Consider the following 15,017-nt stretch of genomic DNA (forward strand, 5'->3'; position numbering starts at 1 on the left):
GGACTCGTGAACACACCCCGGCGCCACGGACGTCGCCTCGTCACCCTGCTGGCGCTGACCGCGCTGGCCCTCTCCCCCGTCGTCGACGCGCGCGCGGCGACCACCCGCGTGGAAGCCGAGCGCGCCACGCTCTCCGGCGGCGCGACCACCGCGACCGACCACCCAGGCCACAGCGGCACCGGCTTCGTCGGCGGCTTCACCGACGGCAACAGGGGCACGGCGAGGGCCGCCTTCCCCGTGACCGTCACGGCGGGGACGTACTCGCTGGTCCTGGGCTACGCCAACGGCACCGGCTCGACCAGGACCCTGACGCTGACCGTCGACGGCGGCGCGGCGCGGCAGGTCTCCCTACCCCCGACGGCGGGCTGGGACACCTGGGGCACCTCCGGCACGAGCGTGGCGCTGGGCGCGGGCGACCACTCCATCGCCTACTCGTTCGGCTCGGCCGACAACGGCAACGTGAACGTCGACTACCTCGACGTCGTGGCGGCCACCCCGGACGGCGGTCCGCCGCACGAGGCCGAGAACGCCGCCCTGTCCGGTGGCGCGGTCGTCGCGAGCGACCACCCCGGCTACACCGGGACCGGTTTCGTGGGCGGCTACACCGACGCCGACAAGGGCCGGGCCCGCACCACGTTCCAGGTGACCACCACGTCCGGCGACCAGTCGCTCGACCTGCGGTACGCCAACGGCACGGGCACGGCGATGACGCTGTCGCTCTACGTCGACGGCGCCAGGGCGCGGCAGGTGTCCCTGCCCGCCACGGCGAACTGGGACACCTGGGGCACCGCGTCCGAGGCGGTCGCGCTGCCGGCGGGGTCCCACTCCGTCGCCTACGCCTTCGACACCACCGACTCCGGCAACGTCAACCTCGACAGCCTCGCGGTGAACCCGGTCGTCGTGGCGCCGCCCGCCGGGCCGGGCGAGGCCGAATCGGCGTTCCTGTCCGGTGGCGCGACCACGGCCACCGCCACGTCCGGCTTCAGCGGCTCCGGCTACGTCACGGGCTTCGGCACGAGCGGCGCCCGCGTCGTCCGCACGGTCTCGATGCCCGCCGCGGGCACGGCGACCGCCACGGTCCGCTTCGCCAACACCAGCGGCTCGTCCCGGACGCTCGCGGTGTCGGCCAACGGCCGGGACGCGGGCACCGCGACCCTCGCCTCGGGCACGGGCTGGCGCACCACCGCCGTCACCGTCCCGCTGCGCGCGGGCCTGAACACCCTGGCGCTCACCGGAACCGGCGGTGACGTGCTCGTCGACAGCGTCGTGGTCGCGAACGAGGCCGCGCTCGCCGCCCGCGGCGCGACGGTGCCCTACACGCAGTACGAGGCGGAGGCGGGCAGCACCACCGGAACCGTGCTCGCGGCCGACCGCACCTTCAAGACCGTGCAGTCGGAGTCCAGCGGCAGGCGCGCGGTGCGCCTGACCACCGGCCAGTCCGTCAGCGTCACGCTCACCAGGCCCGCCAACGCGATCGTCGTCCGCTACTCGATCCCGGACAGCGCGGACGGCGCGGGCCAGACCGCCCCGCTGGCCGTGTACGCCAACGGGACCAAGAGGCAGGACCTCACCCTGACCTCGGCCTACAGCTGGGTCTACGGCGCGTACCCGTACACGAACAACCCGGCCGAGGGCGACGCCCACCACTTCTACGACGAGACCCGCGCGATCGTCGGCGACCTGCCCGCGGGCACGGTCCTCATGCTCCGGAAGGACTCCGGCTCCGCCGCGCACGTCGACGTCGACCTGATCGACGCCGAGGTGGCCCCGGCCGCGGCCACCGCTCCCGAGGGCGCGCTGAACGTCACGGCCTACGGCGCCGTCCCCGACAACGGGTCCGACGCCACCGCGGCGATCAGGTCCGCGATCTCGGCGGCCTCGGCGCAGGACAAGCCGCTGTTCATCCCGGCGGGCACGTTCCGGATCACCGCGGCGATCACCGTCGCCAACGTGCGGATCTTCGGCGCGGGCCCGTGGCACACGGTCGTCCAGGGCACCGCCGCCCGCGGCGGCTTCCTCGCCACCGGCGGCAACGTCACCATCGCGGACCTCGCCGTCTTCGGCGACGTGAGGACCAGGCTGGACAACGCCTCCGACACCGCGGTCGAGGGCAACTTCGGCACCGGCTCGCTGGTGCAGAACGTCTGGGTCGAGCACACCAAGACCGGTCTGTGGCCGGACTCGGGCACCAACGGCCTGTACGTGGTGGGGGTGCGCGTCCGCGACACCTTCGCCGACGGCGTGAACATCCACGCCAAGGACGGCCCGACCACGAACGTCCGCGTCGACCAGTCGTCCTTCCGCAACACCGGCGACGACGCGCTGGCGATGTTCTCCGAGGGCCGGCCGGTGGTCGGCGGCGCCTACACGTTCAACACCGTGCAGAGCCCGCTGCTGGCCAACGGGATCGGCGTCTACGGCGGCACCGGCAACCGGGCCGAGGACAACCTGGTCAGCGACACGGTGACCGGATCGGCGGGCATCGCGATCAGCACCAGGTTCAACCCGACGCCCTTCACCGGCACCACCTCCGTGCGGCGCAACACGCTGCTGCGCACCGGTGGCCTCGAACCGAACTGGGGCGCGCGGCTCGGCGCGCTGTGGATCTACGCCGACACCGGGGACATCACCGCGCCGATCGCGGTGTCGGACATGACCATCACCGACAGCACCTACCAGGGTCTGCTGCTCAGCTTCCAGAAGACCATCACCGGCATCAGCTTCGACCGCGTGACGATCGCCGGGGCGGGCACCCACGGGATCGAGCTGAACGCCGCGGGCAGCGCGTCGATCTCCAACACGACCGTCTCCGGCGCGGCGTCGGGCGGCCTGCTCAACTCCACCGGCTACACGCTGAACAGGGGCGGCGGCAACTCGGGCTTCTGAGTCCCCTCCGCCGGGCCACCCCGCCTCCGGGCGGGGTGGCCCGGCGGCGCGCCGTCACCCGTGTGGCCCAGGGACGGCGCCGACGGAGAACCGGGACGTGCCAACCGATCGCGCGGCGCGGGGACGGCCGTGCCGGCGTCGGGGCGACGGTGACCAGCCGGTTCTCGACCGTGCGGAGCCGCGGGACCGACGTGGGTCCGCCGCGGTCGTCCCGCTCTTCCGGTTGGCGGGCGCCCACGGGTGTGATTCCGGACTGATCGGGGTCACACTGGGGTATCCCGCCGACGAACGAGGGACTGAGGCGGATGGCTCTGGAAGCGCGTGACCTGGTCGTGGTGGGAGCCTCGGCGGGAGGTGTGGAGGCGCTGCGCGCTTTCGTCGCCGGTCTACCGGCCGACCTGCCCGCGGCCGTCGTCGTCGTGCTGCACCTGCCCGCGGGCGGGACCAGCGCGCTGCCCGCCATCCTGGACCGCAGCGGCCCGCTGCCCGCCGTGAGCGCGCGGCACGGCACGGAACTGGAACCCGGCCGGATCCACGTGGCACCGCCCGACCACCACGTCGTGGTGGAGGACGGGGCGCTGACGCTGTCGCACGGGCCGACGGAGAACGGGCACCGGCCCGCCGTGGACACGCTGTTCCGGTCCGCCGCGATGGCCAGGGGGCCGGGGGTGATCGGGATCGTGCTGTCCGGGGCGCTCGACGACGGGACGGCGGGCATGGTCGCCGTGGCGGCGCGGGGCGGGGTGACGATGGCGCAGGACCTGGAGGACGCGCTGTACCGGGGGATGCCGGGCAGCGTGATGAGGCACGTGCGGGTGGACCACGTGCTGCCCGCGAGCAGGCTGGGCGACGCCGTGCGCCGCCACGCGGGTGAACTGGTGGAGACCTCCGACCTGCCCGCGCCGTCGCCGCTGCTGCGGTTGGAGGCCGGGTTCTCGGCGCGGAGGTCCGACGAGGTGAACGGGGTGGACGAGGTGGGTCAACCGTCCGGCTTCAGCTGCCCCGACTGCGGGGGCACGCTCCTCGAACTGGACGCCGAACGGACGAGGTACCGCTGCCGAGTGGGTCACGCTTGGACCGCCGACGCGCTGTTGGACGCTCAAGCAGGCACACTGGAGCGTGCGCTGTGGACCGCGCTGCGCACGTTGGAGGAAAAGGTGAGCCTGGCCCGCAAGCTGCGGAGGGACGCCCTCAACCGGGGCAGTGAGAGGCTCGCGGAGCGGTACGCGCGAACCGAGGAGGAATCCGCGCACGCCGCTGACGTGCTGCGGCGCTACCTGTTGTCCGACTCCGTCGGCGAGCAGGCCCGATCCGACCGTCCCTCGTGATCACGCTCGGGTTGTCGTCCGAGGAGGGCGCGACCGTGGTGCGGGCGACGGGCAGGCTGGACCTGTCGAGCTACGCGCAGTTCCGCGACGGGCTGCTGAAGTGCGCGGTCACCGAGCCGACGGCGATCATCGTGCACCTGCTCGACGGGTTCGACGCCTCGGGGACCGCCGAGCTGAGCGTGTTCGCGACGGTGTGGATGCGGGTGTCGGAGTGGCCGGGGGTGCCGGTGATGGTCGTCGCCGACGACGTGCTGCGCACGACCCTGGAGCTGAACGGCATCGCCAGGTTCGTGCCGCAGTACCCGACGGTGCGGCTGGCGCTGGACGCGGTCGGCGCGCCGAGGGCGCGGCGCAGGCACGAGGTCCAGCTGCCCTTCTCCACGGCGACGCCCCGGCTCGCGCGGGGCTTCGTGCGGGACACCTGCGAGCGGTGGGGCCTGCTCGGCATCCTCGACGACGCGGTGCTGGTCACGAGCGAGCTGGTGGAGAACGCCGTGCGGCACGCGAAGGCCGCGCCGTCCCTGCGGCTGGAACTGCGGCCCGGCCAGTTCGCCATAGCCGTGCGCGACGACCACCCGTCCCCACCGAGGCCGCGTCCGCTGACCTCCGACCGACCGGGCGGACGGGGTCTGCCCCTGGTGGCGGCGTTGAGCAAGACGTGGGGCGTGTCACCGACCCCGCGCGGCGGGAAGGTGGTCTGGGCGGTGCTGCCGCTCGCCGACAGCGCGATGACGAGCGAGTAGCGTTGTCCGCCGTGACGGACCGCAGGCCAGAGCACGACAGCGACTTCGAAGAGGTGCTCGTCTACCTCAAGGAGTCGAGGGGTTTCGACTTCACCGGGTACAAGCGCACGAGCCTGATGCGGCGCGTCGCGCACCGGATGAACCAGGTGTCGATCAGCGACCACGCGGACTACATCGACTACCTCCAGCTGAACCCCGACGAGTTCAACGCGCTGTTCAACACGATCCTGATCAACGTCACGGGGTTCTTCCGCGACCCGGAGGCGTGGGACTGCCTGCGGGACGAGGTCATCCCGTCGATGCTGGCCGAACGCGCCCCGGAGGACCCGATCCGCGTGTGGAGCGCGGGCTGCGCGTCGGGCGAGGAGGCGTACAGCATCGCCATCGTGCTGGCCGAGGCGCTGGGGCCGGACCAGTTCCGGCAGCGGGTGAAGATCTACGCGACGGACGTGGACGACGAGGCCCTCGGCCAGGCCCGGCAGGCGACCTACTCGGCCAGGGAGCTGGAGGGTCTGGCCCCGGAGCTGCTGGAGAAGTACTTCGAGCCGCACGAGGGCCGGTTCTCGTTCCGCAAGGACCTGCGGCGCACGGTCATCTTCGGCCGCAACGACCTGGTGCAGGACGCGCCGATCTCGCGGATCGACCTGCTGATCTGCCGCAACACGCTGATGTACTTCACCCAGGAGACGCAGGCGAAGATCCTGGGGCGCTTCCACTTCGCGCTGGTGCCGCGCGGTGTGCTGTTCCTCGGCAAGGCCGAGATGCTGCTCAGCCACACCCGGATCTTCGACTCCGTCGACCTCAAGCGGCGGATCTTCCGGCGGGCCTCGAACGGCACCGGCGCCTCGCACTTCGTGACGCACGCGTTCGTGCAGGACCGGCGGATCGACATCAGCGGCCTCGACCAGCTGCGCGAGCTGGGCTTCTCCGCGAGTCCGGTCGCGCAGGTCGTGGTGACGAGCGACGACGTGGTAGCGCTGGTCAACCACCAGGCGGAGGCGACGTTCGGCCTCTCCGGCAAGGACGTCGGCAGGCCGCTGCGCGACCTCGACCTGTCCTACCGGCCGGTCGAGCTGCGCGGCTACGTCGACCAGGCCAGGCTGGAACGGCGGGCGCTGCGCGTCAAGGACGTCGAGTGGGCCCGCAGTCCCGGCGAGACCATGTGGTTCGAGGTCCACGTCAACCCGCTCGTCGACTCCGGCAACGGGATCCTCGGCGTCTCCATCGTGTTCCACGACGTCAGCGCCGCACGGCGGCTGCTGGAGGAGTTGGAGCAGGCGAACCACCAGCTCGAAGCGGCCTACGAGGAGCTCCAGTCGACCAACGAGGAGCTGGAGACCACCAACGAGGAACTCCAGTCCACCGTGGAGGAACTGGAGACGACCAACGAGGAGCTCCAGTCCACGAACGAGGAACTGGAGACGATGAACGAGGAGCTCCAGTCGACCAACGACGAGCTCCAGGCCATGAACGACACGCTGCGCGACCGCAGCGGCGAACTGGACCAGGTCAACGGCTTCCTGGAGTCGATCCTCACGTCGCTGCGCGCGGGCGTCGTCGTGCTGGACCTGGAGATGCGCGTCCTGGCCTGGAACCGCGGTGCCGAGGAGCTGTGGGGCGTGCGGCGGGACGAGGCCGAGGGCATGCACCTGCTGAACCTCGACATCGGCCTGCCGCTGCCGGAACTCCGGCCGGTCGTCCGCCAGGCGCTCGCCGACGGCTCGTTCACCACGCAGGTGAAGGTCGACGCGATCAACCGCCGCGGCCGGGACGTGCACGTCCGCATCGTGTGCAGCTCGCTGCGGTCGAGCACCGGGGAGCCGAACGGCGCGATCCTGGTGATGGAGCAGCAGGAGTAGCGGGGCCGGGGCGGTGTCGACGGCGCCGGTCACCGCTCCCGCGCAGGGGTGGACCGCTGTGAGAGCGGTGGACGTGGCGCGGAGCGTGCGGCCGGTGATCGCGTGCGGCGGCAGGGGCGTGGACGCGGAGGAGCGAACGGTGCCGGGCGCCGCACTGCGAGGGGTGGCCCTGGACCGCGCCGACCCGCGGGCTTCCGCGGTGCGCGCTGACGCGCGGCTCCGGCCGTGATCGGGGGTTCAACGGCTTGACGGGGCACCGGGCTCCGCGGTGACCAGGTCAGGACGTGCCGCGGGCGGCAGGACTAGCAGGCAGCGGCCACGTCGCGCAGGATCACGAACTCGCGCAGCAGGTCCGTCAGCTCCAGGGGCCGCAGGACCGCCCTGGTGTCGGCGACGAGCCGGAACGGGAGCCGGTGTTCGCGGCACGCGCCGCGCAGTTCCAGCAGCAGGCTGATGCCGGTGGACCCGAAGAAGGTGACGCCGGTGCAGTCGACCACCAGCGAGACGGGCTTGGTGTCGAGGGCGCGGCGCGCCACGACCCACACGTCCGGGGCGGTGTCGACGTCGACCTCACCGCGCACGACCACGACGGCGCACCCCGACTGGCGCCGTTCGTCCACTGCGAAATCCGGGTATTCCACCAGTTCTGCCCCGACCGGTCGAGTTGTGGCTGACGTTCCCGCGGCTGTGCGCTCAACCGCCTCCGAGGGTAGCCCCGCCACGGCGTCCTGTCCGATCGAATCGGTTCAGACCGGCGGTCGGTGACCATGATCCGCACCACCCCCGGCGCCCGCCACGACGGCCGCGAGGGCTACCGGAACGCCGGGTAGAGCTGGAGCTGGGTGGCCTTCTCGCCGTAGCGCTCGACCAGCGCGCCGATGACGGCGTCGGCGTGCTCCACGATCGCCGTGGCGCCCAGGGACGCGGCGTCGGTGCGCAGCCGCACCCACCGCACCGTGAGGATGGTGCTGCGCGGCGGGGCGTCCTGGCCGCGGTGGCCGCTCTGCTCGGTCGCGGTCAGCTTCGGCAGCGCGCGCCACGTCGACAGCCACACCCACAGCAGCTGCGACTCCAGCAGCCGCGGCAGGAACACCGCGTCGTCGTCCAGGTCGGGCCACACCGAGCCGACCTCGGCGCGCCACGCGGCCACCATGGCCTCGGACATGCCCGCGGGCAGGCCGTACGCGCACCAGCAGGACGGGAACGGGACCCGCAGGCAGGCCGCGTCGAACACGATGTCGCGGACGCACCCGCCCTCGAAGTCGAGGAACCGGACGCCCTTGCTGGTGACCAGGTGGTTGTCCGGGCACGACGTGGAGGGGCTGAACGCGCGGCGGCGCGAGGACACGAAGCCCTTGACGGCGGCGGTCGCGAAGTCGCGGGCCTTGCCGGTGGTCTCGACCGCCAGCTCGCGCTCCAGGAGGTCCGGCAGGCCCTCCAGGGCGGCGTGGACGTCCACGGCGACCGGGTCCTGGCAGCACTGGGTGCCCTGGCGGCGCATGAGCGCGTCGAAGTCGGCGTCGCGGCCCGCGGTGGTGGCGTGCAGCCTGCCCATCGCGTGCGCCCACGACAGCAGCCCGCGCTCGGCGGCGCGGGCGTCGCGGCCGAGGAGCTTGTCGGCCAGCCGGGGGGCCTTGCCCAGGTCCTCCAGCACGACCAGCCGCTTGCGGATGTCGTGCGCGACCAGCTCGGGGGTGAGGCGCTCCTCGGACGGCAGCGCGGTCAGCAGCTGGTGGCTGACGGTCTCGTGCGCGAACGGGTCGCGGTCGGCCGCCGCGGGCGGGTACCGCTTGACCACGAGGGTGCGCGGGAGGGAGAACGGGGTCGCGGCGACCCGGACCCGGACGACCACGGACCGGCCCGCACCCCCGAGGTCCTCGGGATCGGCAAGCCTGATCTGTGCCCCGAACCGCCCGCTCAACACGGACTGCGCGGCGGCCACCGCCTCGTCGATCTCGGGCGTGGCGTCGTCGTCGACGTCCGGTGAGCCGGCGGTGATCTCCACGCTCATCCCCTCCGACCCTACTCCGATTGGCCATCGTGCCGTGCTGCTCGACAGAAGTGGGCTGGGCACCGTGACGGTAGTGCTCCGCCGGTGATGACCACCACTACTAGTTGGTAACGGGTTCGAACCATGCGAGATGCGGTGCCGTCATCCCGTCGACAGCGGTCTGCCGGGGTCGTCCGCCCTGTTCTTGCGGCTGCGCACCGCCAGGACCAGCGACGCCGCCACCACGATGCCTACCAGGTTCACCACGAGCTGTCCCGTGGACTGGGCGAAACGTTCCCACTCACCGAGAACGGCGGCGACGGCGGCGTAACCCGCGGCCGGGACGGTGGTCACCGAGATGAAGACGCCGACGAGCGCGGCCGACTTGGCCGAGGTCATCGACAGCATCCCCGCGGCCCCGGCCAGCAGCGCGACGATCAGCGAGAACGGGCCGACGGTGTACACGAAGTCGAAGTCGTGCTGGTTGATCACGGTCTGCCGGTCGAACAGCCCGGTGAACGACCCGATCTGCGCACCGATCACGGTGATCAGCATCGCGACCGGGAACCCGACGGCCAGCGCGAGGGCGGCCCGGCGGACCAGGTCCCAGCGCTTCAGGACCAGGCCGACCGAGATGGCGGCGAGCGGACCGAACTCCGGGCCGACCACCATCGCGCCGACGAGCGTCACGGTCGAGTTCGTGACGACCCCGACGGCGGCCAGCAGGCACGCGATGGTCAGGAACGCCAGGAAGGTCGCGTTGAGCCGCGACTCCTCCCCGGTCCTGGACAGCAGTTCGTCCCAGACCACGGCGTCCGCGCCCTCACCGGGAGCGGCGTCCTGGGCCCGGTCGGCGGCGTCCGACAGGGCGGTGTCGATCTGCTCCAGCGTCACGCCGCCGTCCCGGTCGACACCGAGGTCGCACAGGGAGGCCACCACCTCGTCGGTGGCCTCCCGCGCCAGGTCGGCCTCGACGACGTCGCCCGCGGGGGCGATCGCCGCCCCGCGCAGCAGCACCACGTGCGTCGCGCCGGGGTGTGCCTTGAGCACGGCGAGCGCCCGGTCGGTGACGTCGACCGGGCACACCGCGCGCAGGTGGAGCACCTACTTGTCGACCGGCGGCTTCGCGTCCACGCCCGCTTCCTTGCGCTGGAGCGGCGTGATCGGCGCCGGGGCCGCGGTCAGCGGGTCGTAGCCGCCGCCGGACTTCGGGAACGCGATCACGTCGCGGATCGAGTCGGTGCCGGACAGCAGCATGGCGATGCGGTCCCAGCCGAACGCGATGCCGCCGTGCGGCGGAGCGCCGAACTTGAAGGCGTCGAGCAGGAAGCCGAACTTCTCCTGCGCCTCCTCCGGCCCGATGCCCATCACGCCGAACGCGCGCTGCTGCACGTCGGCCCGGTGGATGCGGATGGAGCCGCCGCCGATCTCGTTGCCGTTGCAGACGATGTCGTACGCGTAGGCCAGCGCGTTGCCGGGGTCTTCCTCGAAGCGGTCCAGCCACTCCGGGGTGGGCGAGGTGAACGCGTGGTGCAGCGCCGTCCACTTGCCGCCGCCCACGGCGACGTCGCCGTCCTTGAGCTTCTCGGCCGACTCGAACATCGGGAAGTCCACGACCCACACGAACGACCAGGCGTTCTCGTCGATCAGGCCGACGCGGGACGCGATCTCGACGCGCGCGGCGCCGAGCAGCGAGCGGGCGCCGTCCGGGTCGCCCGCGGCGAAGAACACGCAGTCGCCGGGGTTCGCGCCGACGGCCTTCGCCAGGCCCTCGCGCTCGGCCTCGGACAGGTTCTTGGCGACCGGACCGCCGAGCGTGCCGTCCTCGGCGACCAGCACGTACGCCAGGCCGCGGTGGCCGCGCTGCTTCGCGAACTCCTGCCAGCCGTCGAGCGTGCGACGGGGCTGGTCGGCGCCGCCGGGCATGACGACCGCGCCGACGTACGGGGCCTGGAAGACCCGGAACGGGGTGTCCTTGAAGTAGTCGGTCAGCTCGACCAGCTCGACGTCGAAGCGCAGGTCGGGCTTGTCCGAGCCGTACTTCGCCATGGCCTCGGCGTAGCTGATCCGGCGGAACGGCCGGGGCAGCTCGTGGTCGGCCAGCTCCTTCCACAGGGCGGAGATGATCCGCTCGCCGAGCGCGATCACGTCGTCCTGCTCGACGAAGCTCATCTCGATGTCGAGCTGGGTGAACTCCGGCTGGCGGTCGGCGCGGAAGTCCTCGTCCCGGTAGCAGCGGGCGATCTGGTAGTACCGCTCCATGCCGCCGACCATCAGCAGCTGCTTGAACAGCTGGGGCGACTGCGGCAGCGCGTACCAGGAGCCGGGGCGCAGGCGCGCGGGCACCAGGAAGTCGCGGGCGCCCTCCGGGGTGGAGCGGGTCAGCGTCGGCGTCTCGATCTCCACGAACTTCTCGGCGTGCAGCACCTCGCGGGCGATGCGGTTCGCCTCGCTGCGCGCGCGGATCGCCTTGGCCGGGCCGCTGCGGCGCAGGTCGAGGTAGCGGTGCTTGAGGCGGGCCTCCTCGCCGACCTCCAGGTGGTCGTCGAGCTGGAACGGCAGCGGGGCCGACTCGTTCAGTACCTCCAGCTCGGTCGCGTAGACCTCGATCGCGCCGGTGGGCAGGTCGGGGTTCGCGCTGCCCTCGGGGCGCGCGGTCACGTCGCCGACGATCTTCACGACGAACTCGGAGCGCAGGCGGTGGGCCCGCTCCGCCATCTCGCCCTCGCGGAAGACGACCTGGGCGACACCGGAGGCGTCGCGGAGGTCGATGAAGATGACCCCGCCGTGATCGCGCCTGCGGGCCACCCACCCGGTCAGGGTGACGGACTGCCCGGCGTGCTCGGCCCGGAGCGTCCCGGCCTCGTGCGTGCGCATCACGGGTGCTGCTCTCCTCGTGCTCATCTATCCGACTGGCGGCTGGCAGTCAAGGCTAGCCAACAGCCCCGCGGGTATGGCCACCAGGTTTCCGATCCACTTGTGGGTGACGGCGGGAACCGTAGGATCCGCTGGTGCCGAAACGCCTGCTGGTGATCGTCTTCGCCCTGCTGCTCCTGTCGGGCTGCGCGGTGCGCGTGAACGGGCGGCCCGTCGCGGGCGGAGCCCCGGTCCCGACCACGACCCGGTCCACCACCGCCTCCACGACGGCGCCCACCACGGCCACCAGCGGCACCGACGGGCCGTGCGAGTACGCCGAGGACGGCTCCCCCGGCACGGTCGGCTTCCCGCCGTCCACCCCGAACCCGAAGGCCTCGGCGCTCACCTTCACCACCGACAGGGGCGACGTGAGGGTCGAGCTCGACCCGGCGGCGGGCCCGTGCTCGGTGCAGGCCGTCCGGTACCTCGTGGGGAAGAAGTTCTACGACGGCACGACGTGCCACCGGCTCACCACCAACCCGAACCTCGGCGTGCTCCAGTGCGGCGACCCGACCGGCACCGGGACCGGCACGCCCGGCTTCCGGTTCGACGACGAGCTGCCCGCCAGGGGCGCCTACGCGCGCGGGGTCGTCGCGATGGCCAACGCCGGACCCGGCACCAACGGCAGCCAGTTCTTCATCGTGCACGGCGCCGCGCAGATCAACCCCGACTACCCGGTGATCGGCAAGGTCGTCGCGGGCATGGAGGTCGTCGACCAGGTCGTGGCGGGCGGTGTCGCGGGCGGGGCGGAGGACGGCAAGCCCACCACGCCGCTCTCCTTCGTCCGGGTCACGGAGGGGTGATCCGGACGCGGCGCGGTCACCAGCCCGTGACGACGCGGGCGGTGCGCGGCCCGGTTCGGTAGGCCGACCGGATGAACTCCGCGTCGGCACCCCCTCCGAGCTGCCTATCGTCGGGCATGAGGGGTTTCCTGGACCTGCACGGCGAGGACTTCCTGGCCGATCCCCACTCCGCGCTGCGCGAGCTGCGCGAGGCCGACTGGCGGGCGGACACCGCCGCGGGAACGGCGATCCTGCGGTACGACGAGGTGCGGACGGTGCTGTCGTCGTGGTCGCTGCGCACGCCCGGCACGGACTTCCTGGCCGCGCAGGGCATCACCGACGGGCCGCTCGTCGACGCGATGCGGGGCTTCCTGCTCAACGCCGACGGCTCCGAGCACCAGCGCCTGCGGCGCGCCGTGGGGCGGGCGTTCACCGTGAAGCGGGTCGAGGAGTTCCGCTCCACCGCCGGGTTCCTGGCCGACGAGCTGATCGAGGGGCTGGGCGACGAGTTCGACTTCGTCGCCGACTTCGCGCACCCGTTCGCGCTGCGGGCGCTGTGCCGGTTCATCGGGGTCCCGGAGGACGTGCGGCGGGAGGTGAGCTCGTGGGCGGCCGACGTGGGGCTGCTGTTCGGGTACTCCGTCGCCCCGCACGCGTCCCGCATCGAGGCCGCGCTGGACGACCTGCACTCGTTCATCGACGACCTGCTGGACCAGCGGCGCCGCACTCCGGGCGACGACCTGGTCAGTTCGCTGGTCGACCAGTCGCTGACCGAGGCCGAGCTGCGGTCGCTGGTGGTCACGCTCATGTCGGCCGGGCAGGGGACGGTGCAGCACCAGCTGAGCGGCGGGGTGGCCGCGTTCCTGGAGTTCCCGGACCAGTGGCGGCTGCTGGCGTCGGACTCGTCGCTGGCCGGGCAGGCGGCGGAGGAGGTGGTGCGGTTCCAGCCCGCCTCGCTGCTGGGACTGCCCCGGATCGCCAAGGAGGACATCGTGGTGAACGGGGTGGTGCTGCCCGCCGGGTCGTGCGTGCTGCCGGTGACGGGGTCGGCCAACCGGGACTCGGCGGTGTTCTCGGGGGCCGACCGGTTGGACGTGACGGTGGGGCGGGTGGCCCACCTGACGTACGGGGGTGGGATCCACTACTGCCTGGGGGCGGCGTTGGCCAGGGTGGAGTTGCAGGAGGCGTTGCCCCGGTTGGCCAGGGCGTTGCCTTCGCTGCGGCGGGACGGGGCTGGGGAGTGGTTGCCCGCCGGCGAGGCCGTGTACGGGCCTGTGGTGCTGCCCGTTCGGCGGTAGGGGGTCGGGGTCCCGGCGGATGGGGTGACTGCCGGTCCCAGCCGGGGTGGCCGAATCGACTCCGGCCACGCCGAGCACACCCCCGTGCCGGGAGCCGTCCCGGAGGTGCTCGCTCGGTCAACTCGACACGCCGTCCACAACCTCAACAGTCACAACACCCGGCGCGGGACGACGCGCTCCATGCACACCAGCCGATCCCGCTCGTCCCACGACTCGGTGGCGGTGAACCCGAACCGCTCGTACAGGGCGATGGCGCCGGTCCGCCACCTCCACACCGACAGCCGCACGGTGCTCGCACCGCTGTCCGCCGCCCGCGCGAGCGCGGCGCCGAGCAGCCCGGAGGCGACGCCCAGGCCGCGGAACGCGGGGTCCGTCCACAGCCTCTTGACCTCCGCCTGCCCCGCGGTGGGGGTGGTCACCACCAGGCAGCCCACGGCGGTGCCCCCGCTCAGGGCGACCAGCACCACGTCGTCGGCGAACACGGTGCGCGGGTCGGTGACCTCCGCCCGGTACCGGTCCGGCAGCCCGTCCACGTCCACCGCGGTCTCGCCCTTCTCCGCCTCCGTCCGCAGGTGGTAGGCCGCCAGCAGCGCGGCCAACCCCTCGTCGGAGGACGGGGACCCGTCGGGCCAGCGGACGACCACGACCTCGCGCTGATCAGTCATGGCGCCAGCATCACACCCGGCACCGCACGGGACCCAACGGGGCGGACCAGCGCTGGGCGACGGTGGCCGTTCCGCCGCAGCCGGTCGCGTTCGGGTGCACGCCGTGGCTCGCTGTTCGCCGGTGGTCGTGGTCGTGCGGCAGGGAGGGCCCGGCGTCGCCGAGCCCTCCCTGTTGGCCGCGCGTTGTCTCTATGCGTTGGGGGACAGGAAGAGCAGGCGGTTCGGGGAGCCCGAGCCGGGGTTGGTGACCTTGTTGGCCGTTGCCGCCGCCACCAGTGCCGAGGAGACCTGGGCCGGGGTGGCCGCGGTGTTCGACTGGAGGTACCTGGCCGCCACGCCCGCCACGTGCGGGGTGGCCATGGAGGTGCCGCTGATGGTGTTGGTGGCGGTGTCGCTGGTGCTCCAGGACGAGGTGATGGCGCTGCCGGGCGCGAAGACGTCGAGCACGGAACCGTAGTTGGAGTAGCTGGCGCGGGCGTCGGTGCGCTCGGTGGCGCCGACGGTGATGGCCTGCGTGACGCGGGCCGGGGAGAACGTGGAGGCGTTGGCG

Annotated in this window: 13 protein-coding genes; 7 read left to right on the forward strand and 6 right to left on the reverse strand. The window is 72.6% G+C overall.

Annotated features, from left to right (window positions below):
- Window positions 1-6 precede the first annotated feature (6 nt).
- The 5 genes from AC156L_RS16095 to AC156L_RS16115 all read left to right on the forward strand — a co-directional run bounded on the left by AC156L_RS16095 (window position 7) and on the right by AC156L_RS16115 (window position 7,045).
- Window positions 7-2,886, forward strand: coding sequence for a CBM35 domain-containing protein (locus tag AC156L_RS16095; RefSeq protein ID WP_330880512.1), 2,880 nt, complete (start codon window positions 7-9; stop codon window positions 2,884-2,886).
- A gap of 305 nt (window positions 2,887-3,191) precedes the next feature.
- Window positions 3,192-4,214, forward strand: a complete 1,023-nt coding sequence (locus AC156L_RS16100; protein WP_330880514.1) for a chemotaxis protein CheB — start codon at window positions 3,192-3,194, stop codon at window positions 4,212-4,214.
- Window positions 4,211-4,957, forward strand: a complete 747-nt coding sequence (locus AC156L_RS16105; RefSeq protein WP_330880516.1) for an ATP-binding protein — start codon at window positions 4,211-4,213, stop codon at window positions 4,955-4,957. Before AC156L_RS16100 ends, AC156L_RS16105 begins: the two co-directional genes overlap by 4 nt.
- Window positions 4,958-4,968: 11 nt before the next feature.
- Window positions 4,969-6,816 carry a CheR family methyltransferase gene (locus AC156L_RS16110; protein WP_330880518.1) on the forward strand — a complete coding sequence of 616 codons (1,848 nt, stop codon included), beginning with the start codon at window positions 4,969-4,971 and terminating at the stop codon, window positions 6,814-6,816.
- Between the two features lie 58 nt (window positions 6,817-6,874).
- On the forward strand, window positions 6,875-7,045 hold the full coding sequence (locus tag AC156L_RS16115; RefSeq protein ID WP_330880520.1) for a hypothetical protein: 171 nt from the start codon (window positions 6,875-6,877) through the stop codon (window positions 7,043-7,045).
- 73 nt (window positions 7,046-7,118) lie between these two features.
- Here the strand turns inward: AC156L_RS16115 and AC156L_RS16120 are convergent, their stop codons facing one another.
- The 4 genes from AC156L_RS16120 to aspS all read right to left on the reverse strand — a co-directional run bounded on the left by AC156L_RS16120 (window position 7,119) and on the right by aspS (window position 11,686).
- Entirely contained in the window at window positions 7,119-7,436 is a 318-nt protein-coding gene (locus tag AC156L_RS16120; protein WP_330880522.1) for an STAS domain-containing protein, read from the reverse strand.
- Between the two features lie 191 nt (window positions 7,437-7,627).
- Window positions 7,628-8,827, reverse strand: a complete 1,200-nt coding sequence (locus AC156L_RS16125) for a hypothetical protein (RefSeq protein WP_330880524.1) — start codon at window positions 8,825-8,827, stop codon at window positions 7,628-7,630.
- Window positions 8,828-8,968: 141 nt separating this feature from the next.
- The gene (locus AC156L_RS16130) at window positions 8,969-9,910 is read right to left on the reverse strand and encodes a DUF389 domain-containing protein (protein WP_330880526.1); all 942 of its coding nucleotides are present in this window, start codon (window positions 9,908-9,910) and stop codon (window positions 8,969-8,971) included.
- Window positions 9,911-11,686, reverse strand: a complete 1,776-nt coding sequence (aspS, locus tag AC156L_RS16135; RefSeq protein ID WP_330880538.1) for an aspartate--tRNA ligase — start codon at window positions 11,684-11,686, stop codon at window positions 9,911-9,913. It lies immediately after the preceding gene.
- Between the two features lie 131 nt (window positions 11,687-11,817).
- On the opposite strand from aspS, the gene AC156L_RS16140 reads away from it, so the two are divergent.
- Together AC156L_RS16140 and AC156L_RS16145 are read left to right on the forward strand one after the other, a co-directional pair.
- Window positions 11,818-12,525 (forward strand): peptidylprolyl isomerase, encoded by a 708-nt coding sequence (locus AC156L_RS16140; RefSeq protein WP_330880528.1) that lies wholly within the window; start codon window positions 11,818-11,820, stop codon window positions 12,523-12,525.
- A gap of 116 nt (window positions 12,526-12,641) precedes the next feature.
- Window positions 12,642-13,802, forward strand: coding sequence for a cytochrome P450 (locus AC156L_RS16145; RefSeq protein WP_330880530.1), 1,161 nt, complete (start codon window positions 12,642-12,644; stop codon window positions 13,800-13,802).
- A gap of 149 nt (window positions 13,803-13,951) precedes the next feature.
- Here the strand turns inward: AC156L_RS16145 and AC156L_RS16150 are convergent, their stop codons facing one another.
- Both AC156L_RS16150 and AC156L_RS16155 read right to left on the reverse strand, forming a co-directional pair.
- Window positions 13,952-14,467 carry a GNAT family N-acetyltransferase gene (locus AC156L_RS16150; protein WP_330880532.1) on the reverse strand — a complete coding sequence of 172 codons (516 nt, stop codon included), beginning with the start codon at window positions 14,465-14,467 and terminating at the stop codon, window positions 13,952-13,954.
- A 189-nt stretch (window positions 14,468-14,656) separates the two neighbouring features.
- On the reverse strand, window positions 14,657-15,017 hold a 361-nt coding region (locus tag AC156L_RS16155), incomplete at its 5' end, for a S8 family serine peptidase (RefSeq protein ID WP_484406976.1).

This window comes from Umezawaea sp. (genome assembly GCF_057122925.1).